We start from the raw sequence: 25938 nt of genomic DNA, 5'->3' as shown, positions 1-25938 counted from the left end.
TATTTAATTATTATGCTTTTCACCGTAAAATATTCCATTGGGGGAAGAAAAGCGGGAAAAGTATAACGGAAAGTGTTTGGTTCCTTGATGTTGAATGATTAAGAGCATTCCTTAAGTCATTCGGATGAGCGGGGTATTTCCTTGTGAACAGTAAACAGTATGAGATATTGGCTCTGACGCTTCGCTATTGGTTTGTATTTTTGTTGGCTTATGTTTTTATTCAGGCAACATACCGAACCTTGCGGGGCGTCATGTCCGGAAAATCGGACAGGCGTTCCACCGGCAACATTCCCTTTATATTGACTTTATTCTCTCTGAGTGCCTTTGGGTTGCTGGCCTTCCGGGATCCGTCCGGTTTTGATAAAGATACGGCGTTGCTGGGTGTCCTTGTCTCGGCGATGATCCTGTTTCAATTTTACTTTCTGTACTATGTATTCCGGGGCATGGATGAAATCCTTCTTTTGATGGTGGATACACTTGCCATACTGGGCTTTGTCATTTTACAGAGACTTACGCCGACGCTTGCCCTGCGTCAGGCGGAATGGTTTGCTGCCGGCAATATTGTCCTTTTTCTGGCCATGCTGGTGATTCCGCACATCCGCAAGCCTGGCTGGCTGCTTACTCCCCTGATGGTGCTGGGACCGGCGATCGTGTTTCTGGTGGCATTTTTTGGGGAAAAATCAGGTGGCGCGACCAGCAAACTGCCCATCGGAGATTTTTCCATACAGCCGGCAGAGTTTGCCAAGGTGATTTTTATCGTCGTGCTGGCTTACTCGCTGGAGGAAATGCAAACATTCCGGCAGCGAATCCCGGCATTGCTGTTTGCGATGTTTTCCATTCTTGGGGTGGCAATGCAGAAGGATCTGGGAGGTGCACTGCATTATTTTCTGGTGTTTCTCTTTATGTATTATATTGCAACCAGCGACTGGCTGGTTACCGCTGCTGCGGCTGGCGCCGGCATTGCTGCGTCGGTGATTGGGTATCACCTTTTTTCCCATGTTCAGGTGCGGGTGGAAGCCTGGAAAAATCCATGGGCGGATGTGGGAGGCAAAGGCTATCAGGTCGCTCAGTCCCTGATGGCCATGGGCAGCGGCGGCTGGTTCGGGATGGGCTTGAATCTTGGAGAACCGTATGCTATTCCGGCGTCCCGCACGGATTTTATTTTTGCCGCCATATGTGAAGAGTTCGGTATCCTGGTTGGAGGCATGGTGATTGGGTTATATATTCTTATTCTGATCCGGAGTATGCAGAAGGCTCTTCATGCACACCGGGCTTCCGACACGCTGCTTGCAAGCGGTGCTTCAATTTCCCTGGCAATTCAGGCTTTTATTATCATCGGGGGAGTGATTAAGATGATCCCTCTCACCGGCATCACCCTTCCTTTTGTGAGCTATGGGGGAAGCTCCATGATCGTCAGTCTCAGCATGATCGGTATCGTGGAAGGGGTATCCGTCAGAAATGACCGAACTGCCCGGGAGGAAGGGCAGGGGGATGGGACCGACGAGGAAAAATCGGATGAGGATGAGGATACATGAAGCATATAAAACGCAATGTTCGCAGCTCTTTGTTTGCACTGCTGGGGCTTTTTCTGATTTTAACCGGATATTACTTCTATAATTTATTCGTCTACAGTGACCGATGGTTTTCGGATCCCAACAACACGAGAATCAAGGTCGATATGGATAATCCCTCCATTCTGCCGGGCAATCTTCAGGATCGGAACCAAAACGTGCTGGTGGAAACAAAGTCCACTATCCGAAAAGATGGAAAGACCACCTATTATCGCAGTTACCGGGACAATTGCCGCTATGCGGCTCATGTGATCGGTTCCAAACGATACGGCATCGGTGCCGAGGCGCTTTATATCCGTTATCTTCTGGGATACAACAATAATCTGTTTGAGCGGATCTATCAGAAAGCATTTCTGGATCAGGAGGTGGGCAACAATGTGATCCTGACCATTGACATGCAGCTTCAGAAATACATCAATGAAGTGATGGGCTCCCGCAAAGGAAGCGTTGTACTTATGGATCCCCGGAGTGGTGAGATCCTGGCGATGGTCAGTCTTCCGTCCTTTAACCCTGCACAGGAAACAGAGGAGCCGGGGGAAGAAAGCCTGCTGAATAAGGCATCCTATGGAAGATATCCTCCCGGATCCATCATGAAAGTAGTCACAGCTGCAGCAGCATTGGAGTCCGGAAAAGATATCAGCAGGGATACATTGGACTGCAAGGGCTCTACGGACATTGGAGGCATCACGATCAACTGCTATGGCCAGGAAGCACACGGCATGGTGGATCTTCCCCGCGCCATGGAGGTTTCCTGCAACGCCTACTTTGCAAACCTGTCCCTGGATATGGGATGGAAGCAATTGCGGGAGACCGGTGAGAAATTCGGATTCAATAAAAATTTTCTTTTTTCGGATATCAAGACGGTCAAAAGCCAACTGCCTCTGACCAGGGACACCAGCCGGAAGGAACTGGCATGGTCCGGCGTCGGCCAGGGCAAGGTCCTGGTTTCTCCTCTCCATGTCGCCCTGATTGCGTCGTCCGTGGCAAACGGCGGGGAAGTGCCGGATCCGAAGCTGATTCATGGAATTCAGACACGGAACGGCAACATTCGGTACCTGCCGTCGCATGGCACGCTGTCGACACCTGTATCTCCGGAAACAGCAAAGAAGCTGACGGATATGATGGTTCAGGTTGTGGAAAACGGTACGGGGCGGAACGCACGAACGACCGGTATGATCATTGCCGGAAAAACCGGAACGGCGGAAACAAAGGAAGATCAGAGCCCCCATTCCTGGTTTATGGGATTTGCTCCTGCAGATAATCCTACACTGGCGATTGCCGTTGTCCTGGAAAACGCAGGCACCGGAGGTGCAAAAGCTGCCACCGTGGCCGGAAAAATACTTCGAAAAGCCATTCGGCTTGGATACTGATAAATAAAGGATGATCTGGCATGAACAAAGAGATGGAAACCAAGCTGAAAAATCTCCCGGATACCCCGGGAGTCTATATTATGAAAGACCAAAACGGCAAAATCATATACATCGGAAAAGCGATTTCCCTGAAGAACCGGGTCAGACAGTATTTCAGGACCACGCACACCGGGAAAGTGGGAGCCATGGTGGCCAATGTATCCGATTTTGACTATATTCTGACGGATACCGAAGTGGAAGCATTGATTCTGGAATGCAATCTCATAAAAAAGCATCGGCCCAGGTATAATATTCTGCTGAAAGATGACAAGCACTATCCCTATATCGAAGTCACTGCAGAGGAGGAATATCCCCGGATCCGCCTGACAAGAAAGATAAAAAAGGATAGGAACAAATACTTCGGCCCGTATACCAGTGCAAGAGCGGTTCGGGAAACCATGGAAGCCATTCGGAGAATTTTTCCAATCCGCACCTGTAACCGTAAGATCCGGGAAGGGCAGCCGGCAGAACGCCCCTGCCTCAACTATTATATCCGACAATGCTGGGGCCCTTGCCGCGGGAATGTGAAAAAGTCGGATTATCAGGCCATGATCAAAGATGTCTGCCGCTTTCTGGATGGCAGACAGGAGGATCTTCTGGACGAATTCCGCAGGAAGATGACGGAAGCATCTGAAAATCTGCAGTTTGAACGGGCGTCCGTCCTCCGGGACCAGATCCGAGCGGTGGAAAAAATACTGGAAGGGCAGAAGATTATCTCCACATCCATGGAGGATCAGGACGTGATTGCCCTGTTCCAGGGCTTCAATCGAACAGCTGTCCAGGTCTTCCTGATACGCGGCGGCAAGCTGATCTCATCCGAGCGCCACATTCTTGAGGAAACCGGGGAAACGCAGCAGAAGGACATCATTGGTTCCTTTCTCAAACAGTTTTATGCCGACTCCACTTTCTTTCCCAGGGAGATCTGGATCCAGCAGGATATTGATGATCATAAAGTCATCGAGGAGTGGCTTTCGGAAAGAAAAGGAAGCAAGGTAACCATTCGCTGCCCACAGCGCGGAGAAAAGCACAAGCTGGTTCAGATGGCCGAACGGAATGCAGAGGAGACACTTAAGACCTATGAGCGAAAGGAAGAACGGGAAAAGGAACGTACGGAAGGGGCCGTATTGGAACTGAAGGAAGCATTGAGTCTGGAACATGCGCCGGTCCGTATGGAGGCCTTTGATATTTCCAATACCCAGGGCGCCCAGTCCGTTGCTTCCATGGTGGTATTTGAGAACGGAAGGCCGGCCAGGAAAGAATACCGGAGGTTCCGGATAAAAATGGTGGAGGGACCCAACGATTTTGCAAGTATGGCTGAAGTCGTGGAAAGGCGATTTCGGAGGGGACTGGAAGAAAGAAAAAAGCTGAAGGAAGAAGGCAGGAATTTTTCGGAGGGTAAGTTTTCCAAATTTCCGGACCTTATTATTATCGACGGCGGCAAGGGACAATTGGGAGCCGCACTGGGATCCATGAGTAAGCTGGGGGTGGAGTGCATTCCGACATTCGGTCTGGCCAAGGAATTTGAAGAACTTTATGCCCGGGGGGAATCGGATCCCATTATCCTGCCGAGACGTTCCAATGCCCTTCACCTTGTCCAGAGAATCAGGGATGAAGCACACCGATTTGCGATTACCTTCCATAGGAGTCTGCGGGATAAAAACGACCTTCATTCCGTATTGCTGGATGTTCCGGGCATTGGTCCCAAAAGAATGAGAGAATTGATGAAGGCCTTTGGATCCGTGGAAAGGATGAAGCAGGCTGACCCGGAGGAACTGTCCAGGGTAAATGGGATGAACCATAAGGCTGCGGAATCTCTGATCCGCTTCTTCCGGGGCTGACATCTTTCCGGCAAGGTTGGCAGACCATGTTGCTGGACAGGGGAAATCAGAAAGTATATACTGAAACAGGCGAAAGCCTTTTGGTGTGACAGAGCAAAAAAGACCTGCGGTGAAACAGCTGCAGAAACAGGAGGCAAAAATGGCGAAAAAATTGTATCTGTCGGAAACGGATAAAAAGATCAGTGGTGTTTGCGGCGGAATAGGAGAGTATTTCGGGGTGGATTCCACCCTTGTGCGCCTGGTCTGGGTTGCCATTTCCCTGGTACTCGGATTCGGAATAGGGGGATTGATCCTCTATATCCTGGCCAGTCTGATCATACCCAAACGACAGGAGAATACTTGAATACACGGAGGAAAAAAGTTTGAAATATCGGTTGATTGCCGTCGATCTGGATGATTCTCTTCTGGATCATCACCAAAGGATCAGTGAAAGGAATAAGCAGGCTCTCCGGGCCGCACAGGAAATGGGAACCCACGTAACCGTTGCGACAGGGAGAATACCGGATTCTGCCATGCCTTTTATACGGGAATTGAATGTAGCGGTACCGGTTATCGCTTATCAGGGCGCATACATCAAGGATACCATGACCGGAAAAACTTTGATGAAATATCCGATTCCAATGGAGTATGCTCACCAAATCCTGGAGAAGTGCAAAGAGGACAATCTTTATACACAGGCTTATGTGGAGAATAACTACTTCTTCGAACAGGAATGCCCGTACAGCCAGCTCTATCGACGGATAAGCGGATTGAAGGGCAGAGCGGTGGGGGATTTGAGGACCTTTCTGAAGGAAGAGCCCGCCAAAATACTGATCATGGATGAGTCGGAAAGAATATCCTCTTATTTCCAGCTGTTTCGGGAATGGTTCGGCGGAAAATTGCAGGTTACGGTTTCCAAGCCGATCTTTCTGGAGCTGACTCATATCCATGCGACAAAAGGGAATGCCTTAAAGCAGCTTGGCTCCATGCTGGGTATCCCCCGGGAAGAAATCATCGCAATCGGAGACAGCTACAACGATCTGTCCATGATCGAATACGCAGGTCTTGGGGTAGCAATGGGAAACGCTCCGGATCCTGTAAAAGCCTCTGCGCAATATGTAACGTCAGGGAATGACGAGGATGGCGTGGCTGAGGTGGTGGAGCGATTTGTATTGAAGAGGAGGGGTTTAGAATGAGCAGCATCCCGATTGATCACCTCATCCAGGCTCTGGACCTGAATGTGATCTACGAGGGGAAGGCCAAGTCCGTGGACATCGGAACCAGTGATATAAACCGGCCTGGTCTGCAGCTTGCAGGATTTTTTGATTATTTTGCCAGGGATCGGATCCAGGTCATCGGAAAGGTGGAGATGACGTACTTGGATAGTATGGATCCGACGATTCGGGCAGAACGTCTGGACCGCTTTATCGGTTCCGGCATTCCCTGTCTGATTATTTCCCGGAACATGGACATTCCCCAATATCTGCTGGATTCTGCCAGAAAATTTGGCTGTTCCGTTCTCCGGTCCAAAAAAGTTACCACAAAACTGATTCATAAACTGATCAGCTATCTGGATTCCGAATTGGCACCAAGAATTACACGCCACGGGGTTCTGGTGGATGTATACGGGGTGGGGATCCTGCTGATGGGCGAAAGCGGCATCGGCAAGAGTGAAACCGCTTTGGAGCTGATTAAGCGCGGACACCGTCTGGTGGCGGACGATGCGGTGGAAATCAAGAAAGTAGCTGAGAACCGTCTGATTGGTGATTCTCCTGATTTGATCCGGCATTTTATGGAGATCCGGGGCATTGGCATCATAGATATCAAGGCAATGTATGGTGTCGGGGCGGTCATCAACAGCAAGGCAATCGATATCGTGGTTTACTTGGAGTTCTGGGACAACAACAAGGAATATGACCGCCTGGGCCTGCATGACGAATACACCGAGATTCTGGGAGTCAAGCTTCCAAAAATTGATCTGCCCGTCCGACCGGGAAGAAACCTGGCCATTATTGTGGAAGTGGCGGTCCGGAACTGGAGACTGCGGCATATGGGATACAATGCCGCACAGGAACTGGATAATCGATTGAATTCGCTGATACAAAACAGCGACGACAAGCAGGACTGAACCGGAGACATCCATCGCCGGGAGAAAACCTGGCATACCCTGGCAAGCCGACTAATATAAATGAAATAAGCGATTTTGCCAGGGAGGGAGAAATTGGATGCGGCGATGGAATCACGGTAAAGTGTTACCCGTTCTCTTATTGTGTCTCTCATTATTGTTTCTGCTGGCTGCTCCGCCTTTTCTGTTCCGCAGACTGAAAGATAAAAGGGCAGAGGATCCGTTTGAACCGGAAAAGCCCGAATGGACCGGGATTCTCACCCTTTGGGATATTCCCTATATCTCCACTGGAAAGGGAAGTACTGCCAGATGGCTGGAAGGTCCGATCCGTCATTTTGAAAAGGATTATCCCGGTGTATTTATTGATGTCCGGTCTCTTTCCACGGAAAGGCTGGCAATGTACCTGAGCGGGGGCAAATCAAATGATTTGCTGCCGGATATGATTTCACTGGGGATTTATGAGCAGCCCATACCGGAGGATGATTTGGTGGATTTGCTTCCGGGCTTTCCGGAAAAGGAACTGGATGGAATCCGTGATATTGCCGTGGAGCGTGTCCTGTCCGGAGACAGGATGATCGGCGTTCCGTGGATGATGGGATCCTATGGGCTGGCAGTGAAGGAAGAGGCCTTTTCGGACGAAGATTTAACATCTTCGTCGAAAACCCTTGATTATTCATCCCTGAATACTCTGGTGAAGAAGATGTCTTTCCCAAAAACGTCCGACGGGAAGAAAAAGGATTGTTACGGATTCTGTTCCTATGCAGACAGCAGCCGCCCCATTCTGAGTATGATTTATGGAAAAGATGGGAAAATAGAAGGGGATGACGGTTTCTCCCTGCTGGAGCGCTGGAGCCGGGAAGAAGGGATCCTGCCTCCGGATTGGGAGCAATTCTCTTATTCCACGGCTTTTCGTTTGTTTGCCGTTGAGCAGCAGACAGGGGTTCTGCTGGGAAGCAGTAAAATCATCTGCGATAACCGGAGCCTGCAGCAATCCGGTAAAGGTGTGGCGATGCAGGTTTTTCCTGTCCCCATGGAGAAAGGCGGGAAATTCTATCAGGATCAGATTGCTGCCTATGGAGTGTTACGACAGGATTCTTCTGAAAAGCAAAAGCTTTCCATTCTTTTTCTGCGAAGTCTTCTGGAAGAAGATACGCAAAAACAGCTGGTGGATCTGGGTATGTTTTCTGTTCGGAAAGACCTGCAGTTATACGCAGAAGATGAGGAAATGAAGATCCTTGAGGAATCCTTGTCACAGGCTGCAGCCGGTCCCTTTGGAGAAAACCGGGATCGGATCAATGCTTTTTGGGAGAAGCAGAAAAACAGGGAACCTGCCCCTGTCGATTGATGTTTTATAAAGGAATTCAATACGGAACAGCCAGATATCATTTTAATAACAGGAGTTTCAGAATATGAATCTTGATAATGTATTTGGAGCACTGAGTAAAATCCTTCCGCAGGATCAACTGCTGCGAAAGGAAAGCATGAAACGGCACACGTCCTTCCATATCGGGGGACCGGTGGATCTTATGATTTTACCGGAAAAAACAAAACAAATACAGGATGCCCTGACGATACTGAGGGAAAACGATGTACCGTTCATGATAATGGGAAACGGCACCAACCTTCTGGTGCGGGACAAGGGCATTCGCGGAGCCGTTATCAAGTTGGCGACGGATCGGTTCAGCCATGCAGAAGTAAAGGGAGAGACGATCCGGGCCCAGTCCGGCATCCTGTTATCTGCCCTGTCCGGACTCGCACTGCATTCCAGCCTGACCGGACTGGAATTTGCCAGTGGAATTCCGGGGTCGCTGGGTGGTGCAGTTGCGATGAACGCCGGAGCATACGGGGGAGAAATGAAGGATGTGGTTCAAAAAATTTCTATACTGGATGAAAATGGGAAGCAGACCGTATTGCAGGGGGAACAGATGGCACTTGGTTATCGGACCAGCATTGTTCAGAACAGCCGGAAAATCATTCTGGAAACTTTTTTATCGCTGAAGAAAGGCGATTATGAGGAATCCCGGAAAATGATTCGGGATCTTACCAAAAGGCGGCAGGAGAAACAGCCCCTGTCGTATCCCAGTGCCGGGAGTACTTTTCAGCGGCCTGTTGGATACTATGCAGGCAAATTGATACAGGATGCGGGGTTACGGGGACTCCGGGCAGGGGATGCCCAGATCTCGGAACTGCATTCCGGATTTATCATCAATCTGGGAAATGCAACAGCCCGTGATGTCCTTGAGTTGATTGATCAGGTGAAAAAGCGGGTCCGGGAGCAATCCGGCGTGGAATTGCAGCCTGAGGTTCGTATCGTAGGGCAGGAGTAGGGAAACAGGAGGATGCTTTTTGTATCATATCATAGCGGATTATCATACACACACACGGTATAGCCATGGAAAAGGCTCCATTCTGGACAATGTGGAGGCAGCCCGTAAAAAGGGGCTGAAACAAATTGCCATTTCGGATCATGGATTTGCTCATATGGGATTTGGTATGGCTCTTTCCGATATCAGCAAAATGAGAAAGGAGATCTGCAGCCTCAACCGGCGTTTTTCCGATATTGAAATCCTGATGGGGATTGAAGCAAACCTGACCGGCATGGATGGAACCATCGATATACCGGACAGTGAGCAGAATGCGTTTGATATGATTCTGATGGGGTTTCACAAGGCAGTAAAACCTGCCTGCATACGAGATGGATGGCAGCTTTTTGTTCGCAACGGGCTGGACAAGCTGTTTCCCTTTCGCAGGGAAGAACTGACGCAAAGAAATACAGAAGCCATGGGAAAAGCCATGGAACGGTATCCAATAAGAATTCTGACCCATCCCGGTGCAAAGATTCCCATCGACTCCGCAAAGCTGGCAAAGACAGCGGCAAGAACCGGCACCGCCCTGGAGATCAATGCAAGCCATGGCTATATGACAGTGGAATATGTCCGGACTGCGTTGAAGGGAGGGGCTTTTTTTGCAATCAGCAGCGATGCCCATGTGCCGGAGAAGGTCGGCGTATTTGACAGGGCCATCGCCATCGCAGAGGCAGCCGGTGTGCCCCCGCAGCGCATCATTAATACGGAAGAGTACATACGGCATTATTCTTTATGATTAGGGTCAAGAATAGGAATGGGAGGCACTCATGCGTTTCATCATTGTGACCGGTCTGTCCGGAGCAGGAAAAACTCTGGTGATACATTATCTGGAGGATATGGGCTATTTCTGCATTGATAACTTACCACCCAAGCTCATGCCTAAATTTGCGGAGCTGTGTTATCAGTCCCAGGGCAAAGTGGATCGGATTGCCATTGTGGTTGATATCCGCGGCGGAGGCTTTTTCGATGATCTATCCGAATGTCTGGACGTTATGAAGCAAAATGGCTATGCCTATGAGATCCTGTATCTGGAAGCTTCCGACGATGCTTTGGTGCGCAGATATAAGGAGAGCAGAAGAGTTCACCCCATGAGCAAGGAAGGACGGCTGATCGAAGGCATCCAGATGGAACGGGACAGGCTGAAGAATCTTCGAAAAAGAGCCACCAATATCATCGATACCAGCAATCTTCAGCCAAAGCAGCTCCGGGAGGTCATCCGGGAGTTGGTTTCTGACAACAATGCGTATGAGGGCCTTATTATATCCATTATCTCTTTCGGCTTCAAACACGGTATGTTGACGGATGCAGATATGGTATTTGACGTCCGTTTCCTTCCAAACCCCTTTTATATTGAAGAATTGAAGAATCACACAGGAAAGGAAGCAATCATCCGCAATTATCTGTCCAAATTTCCCGAAACGCATGTTTTCCTGAGAAAGGTGGATGAGATGCTGGAGTTTCTGATCCCTTACTTTATCAAGGAAGGAAAAAATCAGCTGGTTATCGGAATCGGCTGCACCGGCGGGCGTCACCGTTCGGTTGCCATTGCGGATTCGATCTGTGAAATGCTCCGTAAGAACGGTCATCATGTGATCCTGGAACACAGGGATATCAGTGGAAAGGGGGGATAATCTGATGAAAAGTAACGCCTCCACATCATTTTCATTCAAGACGAAGAGTGAGATCTGCCGCTCCATTCCAAAAAGAAACTGTTGCAGGCTGGCCGAGCTGGCTGCCCTGATTCATACGGGCGGTACCATCCATCTGGCAGGGAAAGAACAGGTCCGCCTGAAGATCAGTACGGAAAACGCATTTATCGCCCGTCGTATTTTTACACTGATTAAGGATCTTACCGGAGAAAGTCCGGAAATTCTGGTACGCCGGAATCGTCGTTTCCGAAAAAACAACAACTATGTTCTCCTGGTTGCAAAATCAGACGTTGCAAAAAAAATATTGGAGAACACTTATGTTTTATCCCGGGATGCCGATGGTAATATAGGGATTCATACGGACATTGACAAGAGACTGGTGCGCAGGCCATGCTGCAGGAAATCCTATCTGAGGGGAGCCTTTTTGGGGGGAGGGTCGGTCAGTGACCCCAGAAAAGCCTATCATCTGGAACTGATCGCTCATTCTGAAAAATACGGGGAAAGTCTTTGCAGGCTGATTCGTGAATTCGGGTTGCATGCAAAGCTGATTGAGCGGAAGAATAATTATGTGGTATATCTGAAGGAAGGAGAACACATCGTTACCCTGCTGAGCCTGATCGGTGCCCATACTGCGCTTCTCAATCTGGAGAATATCCGGATTTACAAGGATATGCGCAATCATATCAACCGAATCGTTAACTGTGAAACAGCCAATCTCGGCAAAACGATCAATGCTTCTGTCCGTCAGGTGGAGAATATCGAATATATCCGGGATCGGATCGGTTTTTCCGGTCTTCCGCCTAATCTGAGGGAAGTCGCCGAATTAAGGCTGGAGTATCCCGATGCCAGCCTGAGGGAGCTGGGGGAACGGATGACACCCCGGATGGGAAAGTCCGGAGTCAATCACCGTCTGCGGAAATTGGATCAGATAGCAGAGGAACACCGGGGAACCAGATGATTCCATGAATTTGAAGAGGAATATGGAAAAGGAAGAAATTTTGTGGTATAGTATATGTGGGGAAGTTGCTCAATGAAGTCAGGATAAACTGGAGGGCAGACGACTTATGAACAAGGATTTTCAGGAAACCATGAAGTTCAAGCTGGAAAAAGAGTCTTCGGATACGCCGAGAGAGATTTTCCAAAAAGTTTTCCAGGCTTTGAAGGAAAAAGGCTATGATCCCATTAATCAGCTGGTTGGTTATTTTATTTCAGGGGATCCAACCTATATTACCAGTTATCGGAATGCAAGGGCACTGATCCGCAGATTCGAGAGGGATGAGCTTTTGGAGGAGCTTGTCCGATTTTATATGGAAAACAATGTCGGGGAGGATAAATGAAGTATCATATTTTGGGAAATACCGGAATATCTGTTTCCGAGATATGTTTTGGATCTTTGACGATGGGCCCGATGCAAAAGAATCTTACATTGGAGGAAGGTTCCCGGGTATTGGATCGGGCAATCGATCTGGGGATCAATTTTATTGATACGGCAGATTTATATGATACCTATCCCTTCATCAAAAGGGCTTTGAAGAGAAAACCGGATCTTGTTGTGGCGACAAAGTCCTATGCATATGATATCCCTACCGCGGAGAAGACATTACACCGGGCCCTGAAGGAGACCGGCAGGGATTATGTTGATTTGTTCCTGCTTCATGAACAGGAAGGCCCTCTTACGTTAAAGGGACATGCAGAGGCCCTGGAATATTTCAACCGGCAGAAAGAAAAGGGAGTGATCCGGGCGGTTGGCGTTTCCACGCATTTTGTTGCCGCTGTCCGGGCAGCTGCCGAAATGGAAAACATTGATGTCATTTTCCCCATTCTGAATTACCGCGGATTGGGCGTTGTGGACGGGAGCAGGACGGATATGGAGCAGGCAATCGCGGAAGCCTGGCGCATGGGCAAGGGCATTTATACCATGAAGCCCTTTGGCGGAGGACACCTCATCAGGGATTACAAAAAAGCGTTGGATTATATTACTGCATTTCCCTATCATCATTCCGTTGCGATTGGAATGCAGCGTACGGATGAGGTGGATGCCAACGTACAGTATTTTGCAGATCACACCATACCCGACGGCCTGGCGGAAAAGCTTCGTCAATATGACAGGGAACTCAGCATTGAGTATTGGTGCCAGGGCTGCGGGGCCTGTGTGAAAAGGTGCAGGCAGGGCGCCTTGTATCTAAAGGATCACAAGGCACATGTGGATCGGAGCAAGTGCATATTGTGCGGGTACTGCGGATCCGTATGCAAAGAGCTTGCTATTAAGGTGGTCTGAGGACATTTCCGGGCATTGTGCGATGATGCCGGGGGAAACTGCAGGGCAAAAGAAGGGAGATACTCACTTGAAGATCCTATCCATGGATGTCGGTGACAGGAGAATCGGCATGGCCGTAAGCGATGATCTGGGCTATACCGCTCAGGGGATTACAACTCTAATGCGGCGCAGTTCTCAATATGATCTGCAGCAAATAAAAAAGACAGTGGATCAGTACCAGCCGGATTGCATTGTTATGGGACTTCCAAAGAATATGAATGGCACTCTGGGATTTCAGGGAGAAAAAGTAAAGCAATTTGCAGAAGAGTTAAAATCTATATTGCAACAGAAAATCGTGTTCTGGGATGAGCGGCTGACTACGGTATCGGCTCATAAGGCAATGCTGGAAGCGGACATGAGCCGGAAGAAACGGAAGGAACGGGTGGATCAGGTCGCAGCAGTATTGATTCTGCAATCCTATTTGGACTGTCAGAACCGAAAATGAGGAGGTTTATCATGGGAGACCAGCTGCCTCATTTCATCTGCAGAGATGGGTTAGAAATAAATCCACAGAAATAAGAACGGGATTCCGGCGTTTGAGGGCTTTCTGGAATTTACCGTAAGGCTTAGGTCCAATGAGGTCGCTTGACTCTGGATGTTACTTTTTCTATTCACGCGAAACTAATTCTGACAGATCGGGTATTGATTCTGAAAATCAGGTATGTTATACTAAGAATTGTGATTACGCACCTTGCCGGATTGTGCTGTGAGTGCCTGTTTCAGGTTACAGGGCAAGACGATGGCAGGGGAGGAAAAACTCGAGGAGGTGAAATCAAATGGCTGTTGTTACAATGAAACAGCTTCTGGAAGCAGGTGTTCATTTCGGACATCAGACCCGCAGATGGAATCCCAAGATGGCTCCTTACATTTTCACGGATCGGAATGGTATTTATATCATTGATCTGCAAAAGACCGTGCGCATGTTGGAGGAAGCCTATCATTTTATCCGGGATACTGTTATGGACGGAAAGGATATTCTGTTTGTCGGTACCAAGAAGCAGGCTCAGGAGTCCATTGAAACCGAAGCAAAACGCTGCGGTATGTTTTATGTCAACCAAAGATGGCTGGGCGGTATGCTTACAAATTTCAAGACCATACGTATGCGTATCGACCGTTTAAATGAACTGGATGACATGGAAACAAATGGCGCTTTCGATGTACTTCCCAAGAAGGAAGTCATCAAGCTGCGTCTGGAGCGGGGAAAGCTTGAAAAGAATCTGGGTGGTATCCGGGAAATGAAAAATTTACCCGCTGCATTGTTTGTGGTGGATCCGCGAAAAGAACATATTGCCATTGCAGAGGCTCGAAATCTGGGCATCCCTGTGGTAGCGATTGTGGATACCAACTGTGATCCGGATGAGGCGGATTATGTTATCCCCGGCAATGACGATGCGATTCGTGCAGTAAAGCTTTTTGCATCCAAGATTGCCGATGCTGTTCTGGAAGGCCGTCAAGGCGAGCAGATGAGCGAAGAATAGTTTGGATTGCATGGGGAAGAACGGGGTGGCAGGGCTCCATTCTTCCTTTTTTAATGAATATTTGTATTTTATTTTTACTTGAAGGAGGAAAATAATATGATTTCTGCATCCAGCGTGAAAGAGCTGAGAGAAATGACCGGTGCCGGTATCATGGACTGTAAAAGGGCATTGCAGGAAGCAGATGGCAATAAAGAAAAGGCAATCGATATCCTGAGGGAAAAGGGAATATCGGCTGCAGCAAAAAAGGCCGACCGTATCGCGGCGGAAGGAATCGTGGAGTCCTATATCCACATGGGCGGCAAGATCGGCGTTCTGGTTGAAGTGAACTGTGAAACCGACTTTGTTGCAAAAACACCGGAATTCAAGTCTTTCGTAAGAGATATTGCAATGCATGTTGCTGCAACCAATCCACAGTATCTCAGCAAGGAGGACGTCCCGGAAAAGGATGTAGCCAGGGAAAGCGAGATTCTCAGGGCGCAGGCATTAAGTGAGGGCAAGCCGGAGAAAATTGTCGATCGGATGGTGGAAGGCCGTCTTGAAAAATATTTCAAGGAAATATGCCTTTTGGAGCAGGCATTTGTCAAGGATCCGGACAAGACCATCCAGGATATTGTAAACGAACAAATTGCCAGGATTGGCGAAAATATCCGTATCCGAAGATTTGTCCGGTATGAAATGGGAGAAGGACTGGAAAAGAGACAGAACGATTTTGCAAAGGAAGTTATGGACCAGGCTCAGGGTTGAAAGGAGAAGAGGAACACTTCGTGTTTCTCTTTTTTTAAGAGGGAAGAAGGAGATTTCATATGAATGTAGAAAACACCAACAAACCCATCTATAACAGAGTCGTGCTGAAGCTGAGCGGTGAGGCGCTTGCCGGCAGGGCAGGCCACGGCTTTGATTACGATATCCTGAACGATATCTCCGATGAAGTCATTGAAATCAACAATCTGGGCGTACAGGTTGCCATTGTTGTCGGAGGCGGCAATATCTGGCGAGGGCGAAGCGGCGTCGGCATGGACCGGAGTACAGCGGATTACATGGGCATGCTTGCCACAGTCATCAATGCCCTTGCCATGCAGGATGCCCTGGAGAACAAAGGCATGCAGACCCGGGTCCAGACAGCCATTGAAATGCGGGAGGTAGCAGAGCCCTACATCCGGAGAAGGGCAATCCGCCATCTGGAGAAAGGAAGAGTTGTTATTTTTGCCGGTGGTACAGGAAATCCTTTCTTTTCAACGGATACCACAGCAGCTCTGCGTGCTGCGGAGATCGAAGCAGAAGTGATCCTGCTTGCCAAGAACATCGATGCGGTTTACGATGATGATCCCAATAAAAATCCAAATGCGAAAAAGCTGGACCGCATCCGTTATATTGAAGTCATTAACCGCGGCCTGGCCGTTATGGATACCACAGCCATTACCCTGTGCATGGAAAACAGAATACCGATACAGGTCTTTGGCCTGAAAAAGAAAGGCAATATAAAAGCTGCAGTATTGGGTAAAAGAATCGGAACGGTGATAAAGGAGGAATAAGTCATGGAGGAAGTGTACAAAGAAGCAAACAGCAAAATGTTGAAAACATTGCAGGTGTTGAAATCCAATTTGGCAGCCATAAGAGCCGGCAGAGCAAATCCTCATTTGTTGGACCGCATTGTGGTGGACTATTATGGCACTCCCACTCCGCTCAATCAGATTGGAAATATCTCCACTCCGGAGCCGAGGCAACTGGTTATTGCTCCCTGGGAGTCCAGGATGATCCCCTTGGTGGAAAAGGAGATCCTGAAATCGGATATCGGCATCACTCCCAACAACGATGGGAAGGTCATCCGACTTATTTTCCCGGAATTGACAGAAGAAAGAAGAAAGGGACTGGTAAAAACCGTAAGCCAATATGCGGAAGAATCCAAGATTGCCATCCGCGCCATCCGGAGAGAGGCCAATGATACCATAAAAAAGCAGAAAAAGCAGTCTGAGATTACAGAAGATGAACAAAAGAGCTGGGAGAACAAAATTCAGGATCTGACCGATGATCACATTAAAAAGGTGGACGAAATCGTAAAGGATAAAGAAAAGGAGATACTGGAATTTTAACCTATCCTGATTTTATTGGCAGAACTTTGGAAAGCGTAAAGGGAGTCCTTGCATCGGAATATCCGGAAGCCCAATATCAGATCCTTTATTATGGCCCTCCAAAAAATCGAATGGATGTTGCACCATCCGACCGCATCTGTCGGGTCATCCGGCAGAGAAGTAAAGGTGACAATCAGCTGGAATTTACCGTTTCTCCCTTTCAGGGGTTGGAATGAAAAAGCAGCATCTGGCTGCTTTTTCATCGTGTGGGAGACGAAAGAGAAGGATGAGATGATCAATGGGTTTAAAAAGTCTTGCTATGGGAAAAAATAGAAAACATAGCCGGGATTTGTATGCAAAGGTCCGCTCCAAACCGTTACCAGTGCATGTTGCCATCATTATGGACGGGAACGGCCGTTGGGCCAATCTCCGGAGTTTACCAAGAACGACAGGGCACCGCCGGGGTGTGGAAACCCTGCGCAGTGTCATCCGGACATCTTCAGAACTGGGTATCCGATATTTGACACTCTATGCTTTTTCCACGGAAAACTGGAAGAGACCAAAGTCGGAAGTCCGCTACCTGATGTCTCTTATCGTGGAGTTCCTGCAGAAAGAGATTGAGGAGCTGAACGAAAATGGAGTAAGGATCCATATGCTGGGCCAATTGGAGGAGCTCCCTTCCGATGCGGGGAAGGAGATCCGCAAAGCCATGGAAACAACTCGCAGAAACAAGGGCCTGCAGGTAAACATTGCAATCAATTATGGAAGCAGAATGGAGATTATCCTGGCTGCAAGGGCGATTGCGGAAGATGTATCCCGTGGCAGGCTTTCCGTGAAAGACATTGATGAGGAACAGTTCTCTCATTACCTGGAGACGGATGGCATACCGGACCCCGATTTGCTGATACGGACCGGCGGTGAATATCGTCTAAGCAATTTTCTGCTTTTTCAGTCCGCCTATACGGAACTGCTTTTTACAAGAAAGGATCTTTATTGGCCGGATTTCACCCGGGATCAGTACTTAAAAGCTCTTGCCGAGTATCAGAAACGGGTACGGAAATTCGGAGGAATTAAGTGAGAAGAGGAGGTCTTGGGTTGGAAAAGATGAGTGAGCTGAAAACCAGAATATTGTTTGGCGGGATTGGCGTGCTCCTTTTGATTTTGATGCTCTGGATCGGAGGATGGGTATTTGATCTGTTTCTGGTCGCAATCGCGCTGATCGGTGCCAGGGAGATTTATTCTGCTTTTGGCAAAAAGGGATACGTGCCTCAAGGTCGGGCCGGTTATCTGATGATTGTTATTTTCTATCTGCAGCATCTGCATTGGTCAGGCAAATATGATTTTGTCTTTACAATGGCCATGGTAATTTTTTCATTGTCCCTGTGCGTATGGAAAAAGGATGTACATCCCAATGATATGGCTGTAACGGTGCTTGGCTTTTTCTATCCCGGCATAGCCATGGTGTTTGCATTCCTTCTCCGGGATTTTACGCATGAGAATTACCTGCTGATATTGGCTCTGGCATCCACTTTTGCCACAGATACGGTTGCTTATTTTGTCGGAAGGAAATTCGGCAGGAAAAAGTTATGTCCTTCCATCAGCCCCGGTAAGACAGTGGAAGGAAGTGCAGGCGGTCTGGCAGGCAGTGTCCTTTTTGTTATCCTGACCGGGATTGTTTTAAACATGGTGTATCATAGTCATATTGCCTGGATCCATTTTGCCGCCATTGGCCTGCTGGGTGGTTCCGTTTCCCAGATAGGGGATTTGACGGCTTCTGCCATCAAGAGATATTGCGGGATAAAGGATTATGGGAATATCATACCGGGGCACGGCGGAGTTCTGGATCGGATTGACAGCTTGTTGTTCACCCTGCCTGTGGTATATATTTATTCCCTGTTATTTTTGATTTGATATAAACAGGAAGGGGGAGAATCACATTAAAAGAATTGCTGTACTTGGCTCCACCGGTTCCATTGGAACCCAGGCTCTGGACATTTTGGGACAATACCCGACGGAATTTGAAATCAAGGCCTTATGCGCCTATGAAAATATCGATGTACTGGAAAAGCAGGTTCTGCGGTTTCATCCCGGGAAAGTCGGTGTTGTTCTTCCCGAAAGGGCCAAAGCTCTGAAAAGCCGGCTTCCCCATAAGACGGCAGTCCTGTCAGGAAGAAAAGCCATGACAGAAATTGCCTCTCTTCCGGATATCGACATGGTCCTGGTGGCGGTTGTGGGAATTTCCGGTCTGGAGGCCACCATTGCATCCCTTGAGGCGGGGAACTGTGTTGCCCTGGCGAACAAGGAATCCCTGGTGACCGGCGGACAGTTGGTCATGGATGCAGCTCAAAAAACGGATACCAGGATTCTGCCTGTGGACAGTGAGCATTCCGCTATATTCCAATGTCTTCAGGGAAATCCCGGAGGAAAGGGGAAGGCCCATCCCTTCTGGGCTCCCGGAGAATCGGACCCTCCGCCCATCCGCAGGATCTTATTGACTGCCTCCGGTGGTCCTTTCCGCGGGTATGACCGGGAACGTCTCCGCCATGTCCGGGTTTCCAGTGCTTTGAAACATCCCAGGTGGAATATGGGAAAGAAAGTTACAGTGGATTCCGCCACACTGATCAACAAGGGGCTGGAAGTCATTGAGGCAAGATGGCTTTTTGGAGTGGATTTGGATCAGATCGAAGTTCTGGTCCATCCCCAAAGCATCATTCACTCCATGGTGGAGTTTCCGGACGGTGCGATTCTTGCTCAGATGGGGATGCCGGATATGAGGCTGCCCATTCTCTACGCCTTTACATGGCCGGAACGTTTTCCCACCCGGCTGTCTTCTGTCGACTTTTTTAAGCTGGGGAGTCTTACCTTTGAAAAACCGGATGTTTCCCGGTTTCCGGGCCTGGCTCTGGCAATGGAAGCTGCCCGGATCGGCGGTACCATGCCGACAGTGATGAATGCCGCCAACGAGGTCGCCGTGCAGAAATTTTTGAAAGAATCCATATCCTTTCCGGATATTCCCCAAATCGTGGAGAAGGCCATGGGATCCCATCGGGTGGTTTCTTCCCCTTCTCTGGAGGATATTCTTGGGGCGGATCAGGAAACCAGAGATCTATTACAATAAAGGATGATGGTAGATGAAGATTTTAATCTCTTTGGCCTTTTTCAGTATCATGATAATGATTCACGAAGTGGGACATTTTTTGGTTGCCAGGAGTGTTGGAATTTATGCCGAGGAATTATCCATTGGTATGGGGCCAAGATTGTTGAAGATTCCCGGTAAGGAAACGGAATATTCCCTGCGTCTGTTGCCCATAGGCGGTTATGTGCGGTTTTTGGGGGAAGACGAAGACAGTGATGATCCCAGGGCATTCAATAACACCAAAGTATGGAAAAGGATAGCTGTCGTTGTTGCAGGTCCACTGATGAATATCCTGCTGGCGGTTGTGTTGCTGACGGTTTCTTCCTTTACGTTCGGCATCTATGATGCGGACCTTCCCATCATAGAAGATGTCATTTCCGGTTATCCTGCCGAAAAGGCCGGTTTGCATCCGGGGGACCGCATTTTATCTGTTGGGGATATGGATGTTTCCAGATTGAAGGATTCGGAAGCCGTGCAGAAAATCCGTTCCTATATCAATGAAAACGGATCGGATCCATTTCGGGTTACCTTTGAACGAAGCGGGCAAACAAAGCATCTGAATGTTGTTCCCAGCTACGATAAGGAAAACAACCGGTATCAACTTGGCTTTTATTTCAAGGTACGGACCAGAAAACCAGGATTCTTTGAAGCGATTGGCATGTCGTTTCAGCAAACCTTCCAGTTAATCGGCGTGATGCTTACCGCACTGAAGGACCTGATCTTTTCCGGGACTGGCATAAATGGCCTGACAGGCCCGGTGGGTATTGTCGGTGAAATCGGGAAGGCAGCCCAGGCCGGGATACAGCAGCTTCTGAATCTGGGCATTGTTATTACGATTAATCTGGGAATCATGAATCTGGTCCCCTTTCCGGCACTGGACGGAGGAAAGCTGCTTTTGCTTGTAGTGGAAGGCCTGCGGGGGAAGCCCATGGATCAGAACAGGGAAGGCTATTTTAACCTGATCGGCTTTGTCCTGCTGATGATATTGATGGTTGTGGTAACCTACAAGGATATCATACGATTCTGATGAACCGTGGGGATAACGCTGCAGCCGGTCCATGCGACTGTTGTGGTGTGGCGGGATTTTTATTTCACTCTTGCACATCTTCCGATTGAATGGTATACTTTATGAGGTGTGAATAGGAATTCGGCGATAGAGTGGGTCAAACCCACTCTTTCATGTTATAGATGAAATTGGGAAAGAATAAAGCATAGGCAGGAATTCAACCTGCCTGAAAATGAGTTTACGGAGGGAATCATGTCAAAAGGCAGAGTGGAGCACCTGACGGAGCAGATGGCACTTCCCGTCGTGGAGGACTTGAACTGCGAGTTGGTGGATATTGAGTACAAAAAGGAAGGAAGCCAATGGTACCTGCGTATCTATATCGACAAACAACCCGATGGGGTAACAGTGGAGGATTGTCAGGCAGTAAGTGAACGGCTCGGGGAATTGCTGGACGAGAACGATCCGATTCCTCACAGCTATTTTCTGGAGGTTTCTTCTCCGGGGTTGGACCGGATTCTGAAAAAAGATTCTGATTTTGAACGATACAAAGGCTCCAGGGTAGATGTTTCCCTGTACCGGCCAAGGAAAGGCAAAAAAAAGTTTACAGGCGAACTGATTGGATGGAAGGACGATCAATTGATAATCCGGGATCAGAAAGAAGTCTATTCCTTCCCGCGATCAGAGGTTGCTGTTGTCAGATTGTCGATAGAATTTTAAGCAGCTGTCAAGGAGGAGAAAAATGTCTGGGGAGTTTTTAGAAGCGATTGAGCAAATATGCCGGGAAAAGGGCGTTGACAAGGACGTCCTGCTGGAGGCCATCGAAGCGGCCCTGGTATCCGCATATAAAAAGAATTTTGGCTCTGCGCCCAATGTGAAGGTAATCATTGATCGTCAGGCCGGAGATGTCCGGGTATTTTCCCAAAGGAAAGTCGTGCCGGAAGTCCAGGATTCCCTGCTGGAGATTGACGGGACAGAAGCCAGGAAACTAAGCCCCGGAGCCCAGCTGGATGACATCGTGGATGTGGAAGTAACTCCCAGGCACTTCGGCAGAATCGCAGCTCAGAATGCAAAGCAGGTTGTCGTGCAACGTATCCGTGAAGCGGAAAGGGAACAGATTTTCAATAAATACAGTGAGCAGGAAAATGAAATTGTAACCGGATTGGTTCAACGTGTGGAGAAGCGGAACGTATTCATTGATCTGGATAAAACGGAAGCCATCCTTCCTCCTGGTGAGCAGATGCCGGGAGAGAGGTACCGGGTCAACAATCGCCTTAAGGTCTATATCACGGAGGTAAAAAGAACGACAAAGGGGCCGCAGATTACAGTTTCCCGCTCTCATCCCGGTCTGGTCAAGCGATTGTTTGAGCTGGAGGTTCCGGAAATAGCGGAAGGAGAAGTATTAATAAAAAATATTTCGCGGGAAGCAGGTTCCCGTACCAAAATCTCGGTTTATGCGGAAGATCCGAACATTGATCCGGTTGGATCCTGCGTCGGCCACAGAGGAATTCGTGTCCAGAAAGTCGTTGAGGAACTCCGTGGGGAAAAGATTGATATCATCAAATGGAGTGAAGATCCTATGGAGTATATATCCAGTGCCCTGAGTCCTGCCAGGGTTCTGAATGTTTTGCCTTCCTCATCGGAAAAATCCGCCATGGTCATTGTACCGGACAATCAATTGTCACTTGCCATTGGGAAGGAAGGACAAAACGCCAGACTGGCTGCCAAGTTGACAGGCTGGAAGATTGACATAAAAAGTGAATCCCAGATCCGTCCATCCTATGAAGATCCGATACCGGAAGAGATGAATGAACAAATGGGAGGGCAGGAGCAGGTGGATCCGGAGGACGGTGAACCCGATTGAAAAAGCGAAAAGTTCCCATGAGAATGTGCATTGGTTGTCGTCAGATGATGCCGAAAAAGGAATTGATTCGTGTCGTGAAAAGCCCGGAGGGATCCATTGAGCTGGATCCAAAGGGTAAAGCCCCGGGACGGGGAGCCTATCTTTGCCGGAAGGAAGCCTGCATTGACAAGGCAGCAAAAAACAGGTTACTGGAGAAGGCCTTTCATCAGAAGATGGAGCAGGAAGTATATGATAAGCTGAAAACACAATTGAATGAAGGTGAATCCTATCGGTGAAAAGTTTTTTTCTCTGTTGGGACTATGTCAAAAAGCAGGAAAAGTGATTTCCGGAAGTATGCTGTGTGAAAAAAATATCCGATCCGGCAAAGCCCGGCTGGTTATCATCAGCAGCGAGGCTTCCGAAGCGACAATAAAAAATTTTTCCTCTCTGAGCCATGCCTGCCAGGTGCCTGTGATCATCGCAGGGACCAGGGAGCAGCTCGGCAGGGCGATTGGTAAATACAACAGAACAGTATTGGTCATATTGGACCGATCCTTTAAGGATATGCTATTGAAAGAACAGAATGAAATCCAGCACGGGGGTGATGAAAATGGCAAAAATCAAAGTGTATGATACAACAAAAAAGGTAAACAGAAATGCCAGAGAGCTTATCGGTAAGGTGGAGGAACTGAAGTCCGATGTGGATCAGTACATCCATTTACTGAATGAAGCAAAAGCAAAAACAGAGAGGGAAGCCCGCGAGTTGGAAGAAAAAAAGCGGCAGCAGGCATTGGCTGCAGAGCGAAAGCGTCAGGAGGAGGAATCCCGACTGAAAGACCAGAAGCAGGAAGAGGAAAAGCAAAGGGAAGAGCAGACGAACGCTCTGAAGGAGCAGGAGTCCAGACAAAAGTCTGCAGAGAAGGCTTCAGAGCAGCAGAGAGAGCAAAAAGAGCAGCCAAAGCAAGAGAAGGCAGAGCAAAAAAAGAAGGAATCCGTGAGCCGGAAACCATTGCAGGATCGAAACAGGAAAAATCAAAAGGCGACAAAGCCAGAGGACCGCAGACATCGTGAAACGCAGGAGAACGGGAATCGTTCCGGTAAACCAAAATCTGACAGTCCCCGTAAAGAGGGCCGTACAAAAAGAAGCGGAAATCCTCACAGCGGGGATATCGTGGGCCAGTTTTTGGCACAGCCTCCCGTGACTGCAGAAAAAGAGAAAAGCGACAGCGGAAAGGGATCCGGCCGATATAGTGGCCCAGGCAAAGGCAAAAATAAGAAAAGCAGAAAAGATTACTGGGAAGAATCCAATTATCATAAATTAACCAAACGAAGCCGAAAGGCCAAAAAGGGAAAACAAAACAAATCCCATTCCGCCATGGTGATACCGGAACGGAAAAAAGCCATAACCATGGGTGACAGGATCACCGTAAAGGAACTATCCGAAAAAATCGGAATACAGGTGGCGGAAATCATCAAGAAATTGATGAGTCTTGGCATTATGGCGACCATCAATATGGATCTGGATTACGAAACGGCGAATCTGATTGCCTCCGAGTTTCATATTGAGCTGAAACGAAAAGCGGTAAGGACCTACGAAGAACAGTTGAAGGAGGAAGACACCCAGGACACGGGGGAGAATCTTATCAAGCGCCCTCCTGTCGTAACGGTAATGGGACATGTGGATCATGGCAAAACCTCTCTGTTGGATGCCATCCGTCATTCCCACGTAATTGAAGGAGAAGCCGGAGGAATTACACAGCACATCGGGGCCTATACGGTAAACGTCCAGGATAAGATGATTACCTTCCTGGATACACCCGGTCATGAAGCCTTTACTTCCATGCGGGCCAGAGGAGCCCAGGTTACGGATGTGGCAGTCCTGGTGGTGGCAGCCGATGACGGGGTTATGCCTCAGACCATTGAAGCAATCAACCATTCGAAGGCAGCCGGGGTACCCATCATTGTTGCCATCAATAAAATGGATAAACCAGGCGCCAATCCGGACCGGGTCAAGAAAGAATTGTCGGAGCATGGTCTGGTAGTGGAGGAATGGGGCGGTGATACCATAGCCGTACCGATTTCTGCCCTGAAAGGGGAAGGCATATCGGATGTACTGGAAATGATTCTGCTGGTGGCAGAAGTGCAGGACCTCAAGGCGAATCCAAACCGGCTGGCGAAAGGCACCATTATTGAAGCCCAGCTGGACAAGGGCCGCGGACCGGTGGCGACAATACTGGTACAGAATGGAACCTTGCGTGTAGGCGATTCCATAGTGGCCGGGACAACTTATGGGAGAGTCCGCGCCATGATGGACGACAAGGGACAGCGGATCGAAAAGGCAGGCCCTTCCATGCCGGTTGAGGTACTGGGGCTGAATGATGTCCCGGATGCTGGAGACATCATTTATGCCGTGGAGGATGATAAGCTGGCAAAGCAAGTCAGTGAGGAACGAAAAGCAAAAAAGAAGGCCGAGCAGGTTAAAGTTGCACCAAAAGCGACTCTGGATGAATTATTCAGTCAGCTCAAGGAAGGTGAGATAAAGGATCTGAACCTGATCATCAAGGCGGATGTGCAGGGCTCTGCAGAAGCGGTCAAGCAGGCTCTGGAGAAATTGTCCAACGATCAGATCCGGGTTCAGGCCATTCATGACGGTGTCGGCGCCATTACAGAATCCGATGTCTTGCTTGCCGTGGCCTCCGATGCCATCATTATCGGCTTTAATGTCAGGCCGTCCATGAGCTCCCTGGATCTGGCAGAGAAGGAAGGCGTGGATATCCGTACCTATCGGGTGATTTATCAGGCTATCGAGGATATCGAAGCTGCCATGAAAGGAATGCTGGATCCGGAATTCAGGGAAGTCATCATCGGCCATGCCTCTGTACGGACAACCTTTAAGATATCCGGTACGGGGACGATAGCAGGCTGCTATGTAAACGATGGGAAAATTTCCAAAAGTGCCAGTGTTCGGATTGTCCGGGATGGTGTTGTTGTAAACGAGGCAAAGATAGAATCCCTGAAGCGATTCAAGGATGACGTCCGGGAGGTAGCCTCCAATTACGAGTGTGGAATCGGACTGGAGAACTATAATGACATCAAGGAAGGCGATGTTTTTGAAGCCTTTGTTCAGGAAGAAATCAAGAGATAAAGGATGATGA

Annotated in this window: 27 protein-coding genes; all 27 read left to right on the top strand. The window is 48.7% G+C overall.

Annotation, left to right across the window (positions count from 1 at the left end):
* Window positions 1–143 precede the first annotated feature (143 nt).
* The 27 genes from QBE55_11765 to infB all read left to right on the top strand — a co-directional run bounded on the left by QBE55_11765 (window position 144) and on the right by infB (window position 25928).
* Complete coding sequence (locus tag QBE55_11765) at window positions 144–1535, top strand: FtsW/RodA/SpoVE family cell cycle protein (GenBank protein ID WZL78187.1); 1392 nt, start codon at window positions 144–146, stop codon at window positions 1533–1535.
* The gene (locus QBE55_11760; GenBank protein ID WZL78186.1) at window positions 1532–2941 is read left to right on the top strand and encodes a penicillin-binding protein 2; all 1410 of its coding nucleotides are present in this window, start codon (window positions 1532–1534) and stop codon (window positions 2939–2941) included. The genes QBE55_11765 and QBE55_11760 overlap by 4 nt, the downstream gene beginning before the upstream one ends.
* A 20-nt stretch (window positions 2942–2961) precedes the next feature.
* Entirely contained in the window at window positions 2962–4818 is a 1857-nt protein-coding gene (gene uvrC, locus QBE55_11755; GenBank protein ID WZL78185.1) for an excinuclease ABC subunit UvrC, read from the top strand.
* A gap of 139 nt (window positions 4819–4957) precedes the next feature.
* Window positions 4958–5161: a PspC domain-containing protein gene (locus tag QBE55_11750; GenBank protein WZL78184.1), complete on the top strand. Its 204-nt coding sequence runs from the start codon at window positions 4958–4960 to the stop codon at window positions 5159–5161.
* 19 nt (window positions 5162–5180) lie between these two features.
* Entirely contained in the window at window positions 5181–5993 is an 813-nt protein-coding gene (locus QBE55_11745) for a Cof-type HAD-IIB family hydrolase (GenBank protein WZL78183.1), read from the top strand.
* Complete coding sequence (hprK, locus tag QBE55_11740; GenBank protein ID WZL78182.1) at window positions 5990–6925, top strand: HPr(Ser) kinase/phosphatase; 936 nt, start codon at window positions 5990–5992, stop codon at window positions 6923–6925. The genes QBE55_11745 and hprK overlap by 4 nt, the downstream gene beginning before the upstream one ends.
* 97 nt (window positions 6926–7022) lie before the next feature.
* Window positions 7023–8267 (top strand): hypothetical protein, encoded by a 1245-nt coding sequence (locus QBE55_11735; GenBank protein WZL78181.1) that lies wholly within the window; start codon window positions 7023–7025, stop codon window positions 8265–8267.
* A 64-nt stretch (window positions 8268–8331) separates the two neighbouring features.
* Window positions 8332–9249, top strand: coding sequence for a UDP-N-acetylmuramate dehydrogenase (gene murB, locus QBE55_11730; GenBank protein WZL78180.1), 918 nt, complete (start codon window positions 8332–8334; stop codon window positions 9247–9249).
* A gap of 19 nt (window positions 9250–9268) precedes the next feature.
* Window positions 9269–10024 carry a PHP domain-containing protein gene (locus tag QBE55_11725; GenBank protein ID WZL78179.1) on the top strand — a complete coding sequence of 252 codons (756 nt, stop codon included), beginning with the start codon at window positions 9269–9271 and terminating at the stop codon, window positions 10022–10024.
* A 31-nt stretch (window positions 10025–10055) separates the two neighbouring features.
* Window positions 10056–10919 (top strand): RNase adapter RapZ, encoded by an 864-nt coding sequence (gene rapZ, locus QBE55_11720; GenBank protein WZL78178.1) that lies wholly within the window; start codon window positions 10056–10058, stop codon window positions 10917–10919.
* A gap of 4 nt (window positions 10920–10923) precedes the next feature.
* Complete coding sequence (gene whiA / locus QBE55_11715; GenBank protein ID WZL78177.1) at window positions 10924–11895, top strand: DNA-binding protein WhiA; 972 nt, start codon at window positions 10924–10926, stop codon at window positions 11893–11895.
* Window positions 11896–12001: 106 nt separating this feature from the next.
* Window positions 12002–12274 carry an IreB family regulatory phosphoprotein gene (locus QBE55_11710; protein WZL78176.1) on the top strand — a complete coding sequence of 91 codons (273 nt, stop codon included), beginning with the start codon at window positions 12002–12004 and terminating at the stop codon, window positions 12272–12274.
* The gene (locus tag QBE55_11705) at window positions 12271–13215 is read left to right on the top strand and encodes an aldo/keto reductase (protein ID WZL78175.1); all 945 of its coding nucleotides are present in this window, start codon (window positions 12271–12273) and stop codon (window positions 13213–13215) included. The genes QBE55_11710 and QBE55_11705 overlap by 4 nt, the downstream gene beginning before the upstream one ends.
* Before the next feature lie 67 nt (window positions 13216–13282).
* On the top strand, window positions 13283–13699 hold the full coding sequence (gene ruvX, locus QBE55_11700; protein ID WZL78174.1) for a Holliday junction resolvase RuvX: 417 nt from the start codon (window positions 13283–13285) through the stop codon (window positions 13697–13699).
* A gap of 331 nt (window positions 13700–14030) precedes the next feature.
* Entirely contained in the window at window positions 14031–14732 is a 702-nt protein-coding gene (gene rpsB / locus QBE55_11695; GenBank protein ID WZL78173.1) for a 30S ribosomal protein S2, read from the top strand.
* Window positions 14733–14828: 96 nt separating this feature from the next.
* The gene (gene tsf, locus QBE55_11690) at window positions 14829–15476 is read left to right on the top strand and encodes a translation elongation factor Ts (protein WZL78172.1); all 648 of its coding nucleotides are present in this window, start codon (window positions 14829–14831) and stop codon (window positions 15474–15476) included.
* 59 nt (window positions 15477–15535) lie between these two features.
* Complete coding sequence (gene pyrH, locus QBE55_11685) at window positions 15536–16264, top strand: UMP kinase (GenBank protein WZL78171.1); 729 nt, start codon at window positions 15536–15538, stop codon at window positions 16262–16264.
* Window positions 16265–16267: 3 nt separating this feature from the next.
* Window positions 16268–16822, top strand: coding sequence for a ribosome recycling factor (frr, locus tag QBE55_11680; GenBank protein ID WZL78170.1), 555 nt, complete (start codon window positions 16268–16270; stop codon window positions 16820–16822).
* Window positions 16823–17099: 277 nt separating this feature from the next.
* Entirely contained in the window at window positions 17100–17879 is a 780-nt protein-coding gene (locus tag QBE55_11675) for an isoprenyl transferase (GenBank protein ID WZL78169.1), read from the top strand.
* A 26-nt stretch (window positions 17880–17905) separates the two neighbouring features.
* The gene (locus tag QBE55_11670; GenBank protein ID WZL79934.1) at window positions 17906–18712 is read left to right on the top strand and encodes a phosphatidate cytidylyltransferase; all 807 of its coding nucleotides are present in this window, start codon (window positions 17906–17908) and stop codon (window positions 18710–18712) included.
* Window positions 18713–18737: 25 nt separating this feature from the next.
* A complete protein-coding gene (locus tag QBE55_11665) occupies window positions 18738–19919 on the top strand; it encodes a 1-deoxy-D-xylulose-5-phosphate reductoisomerase (GenBank protein ID WZL79933.1) in 1182 nt (393 codons plus the stop codon).
* A gap of 13 nt (window positions 19920–19932) precedes the next feature.
* Entirely contained in the window at window positions 19933–20964 is a 1032-nt protein-coding gene (rseP, locus tag QBE55_11660) for an RIP metalloprotease RseP (protein ID WZL78168.1), read from the top strand.
* Between the two features lie 231 nt (window positions 20965–21195).
* On the top strand, window positions 21196–21660 hold the full coding sequence (rimP, locus tag QBE55_11655; GenBank protein ID WZL78167.1) for a ribosome maturation factor RimP: 465 nt from the start codon (window positions 21196–21198) through the stop codon (window positions 21658–21660).
* Between the two features lie 22 nt (window positions 21661–21682).
* Window positions 21683–22804 carry a transcription termination factor NusA gene (nusA, locus tag QBE55_11650; GenBank protein WZL78166.1) on the top strand — a complete coding sequence of 374 codons (1122 nt, stop codon included), beginning with the start codon at window positions 21683–21685 and terminating at the stop codon, window positions 22802–22804.
* Window positions 22801–23079, top strand: coding sequence for a YlxR family protein (locus tag QBE55_11645; GenBank protein WZL78165.1), 279 nt, complete (start codon window positions 22801–22803; stop codon window positions 23077–23079). Before nusA ends, QBE55_11645 begins: the two co-directional genes overlap by 4 nt.
* Window positions 23080–23122: 43 nt before the next feature.
* Window positions 23123–23416, top strand: coding sequence for a ribosomal L7Ae/L30e/S12e/Gadd45 family protein (locus QBE55_11640; protein ID WZL78164.1), 294 nt, complete (start codon window positions 23123–23125; stop codon window positions 23414–23416).
* Window positions 23394–25928, top strand: a complete 2535-nt coding sequence (gene infB, locus QBE55_11635; GenBank protein ID WZL78163.1) for a translation initiation factor IF-2 — start codon at window positions 23394–23396, stop codon at window positions 25926–25928. The genes QBE55_11640 and infB overlap by 23 nt, the downstream gene beginning before the upstream one ends.
* Window positions 25929–25938 lie beyond the last annotated feature (10 nt).

The organism is Eubacteriales bacterium mix99 (genome assembly GCA_038396605.1).
GTDB lineage: Bacteria > Bacillota > Clostridia > Caldicoprobacterales > DTU083 > UBA4874.
This window is presented reverse-complemented; position numbering and strand designations above follow the sequence as displayed.

Excerpts from the sequence above, each read along its gene's own strand:
- QBE55_11760 (WZL78186.1), top strand. The coding sequence starts at position 1,532 with ATGAAGCATATAAAACGCAATGTTCGCAGCTCTTTGTTTGCACTGCTG.
- uvrC (WZL78185.1), top strand. The coding sequence starts at position 2,962 with ATGAACAAAGAGATGGAAACCAAGCTGAAAAATCTCCCGGATACCCCG.
- QBE55_11750 (WZL78184.1), top strand. The coding sequence starts at position 4,958 with ATGGCGAAAAAATTGTATCTGTCGGAAACGGATAAAAAGATCAGTGGT.
- hprK (WZL78182.1), top strand. The coding sequence starts at position 5,990 with ATGAGCAGCATCCCGATTGATCACCTCATCCAGGCTCTGGACCTGAAT.
- QBE55_11735 (WZL78181.1), top strand. The coding sequence starts at position 7,023 with ATGCGGCGATGGAATCACGGTAAAGTGTTACCCGTTCTCTTATTGTGT.
- murB (WZL78180.1), top strand. The coding sequence starts at position 8,332 with ATGAATCTTGATAATGTATTTGGAGCACTGAGTAAAATCCTTCCGCAG.
- rapZ (WZL78178.1), top strand. The coding sequence starts at position 10,056 with ATGCGTTTCATCATTGTGACCGGTCTGTCCGGAGCAGGAAAAACTCTG.
- whiA (WZL78177.1), top strand. The coding sequence starts at position 10,924 with ATGAAAAGTAACGCCTCCACATCATTTTCATTCAAGACGAAGAGTGAG.
- QBE55_11710 (WZL78176.1), top strand. The coding sequence starts at position 12,002 with ATGAACAAGGATTTTCAGGAAACCATGAAGTTCAAGCTGGAAAAAGAG.
- QBE55_11705 (WZL78175.1), top strand. The coding sequence starts at position 12,271 with ATGAAGTATCATATTTTGGGAAATACCGGAATATCTGTTTCCGAGATA.
- rpsB (WZL78173.1), top strand. The coding sequence starts at position 14,031 with ATGGCTGTTGTTACAATGAAACAGCTTCTGGAAGCAGGTGTTCATTTC.
- tsf (WZL78172.1), top strand. The coding sequence starts at position 14,829 with ATGATTTCTGCATCCAGCGTGAAAGAGCTGAGAGAAATGACCGGTGCC.
- pyrH (WZL78171.1), top strand. The coding sequence starts at position 15,536 with ATGAATGTAGAAAACACCAACAAACCCATCTATAACAGAGTCGTGCTG.
- frr (WZL78170.1), top strand. The coding sequence starts at position 16,268 with ATGGAGGAAGTGTACAAAGAAGCAAACAGCAAAATGTTGAAAACATTG.
- QBE55_11675 (WZL78169.1), top strand. The coding sequence starts at position 17,100 with ATGGGTTTAAAAAGTCTTGCTATGGGAAAAAATAGAAAACATAGCCGG.
- QBE55_11670 (WZL79934.1), top strand. The coding sequence starts at position 17,906 with ATGAGTGAGCTGAAAACCAGAATATTGTTTGGCGGGATTGGCGTGCTC.
- rseP (WZL78168.1), top strand. The coding sequence starts at position 19,933 with ATGAAGATTTTAATCTCTTTGGCCTTTTTCAGTATCATGATAATGATT.
- rimP (WZL78167.1), top strand. The coding sequence starts at position 21,196 with ATGTCAAAAGGCAGAGTGGAGCACCTGACGGAGCAGATGGCACTTCCC.
- nusA (WZL78166.1), top strand. The coding sequence starts at position 21,683 with ATGTCTGGGGAGTTTTTAGAAGCGATTGAGCAAATATGCCGGGAAAAG.
- infB (WZL78163.1), top strand. The coding sequence starts at position 23,394 with ATGGCAAAAATCAAAGTGTATGATACAACAAAAAAGGTAAACAGAAAT.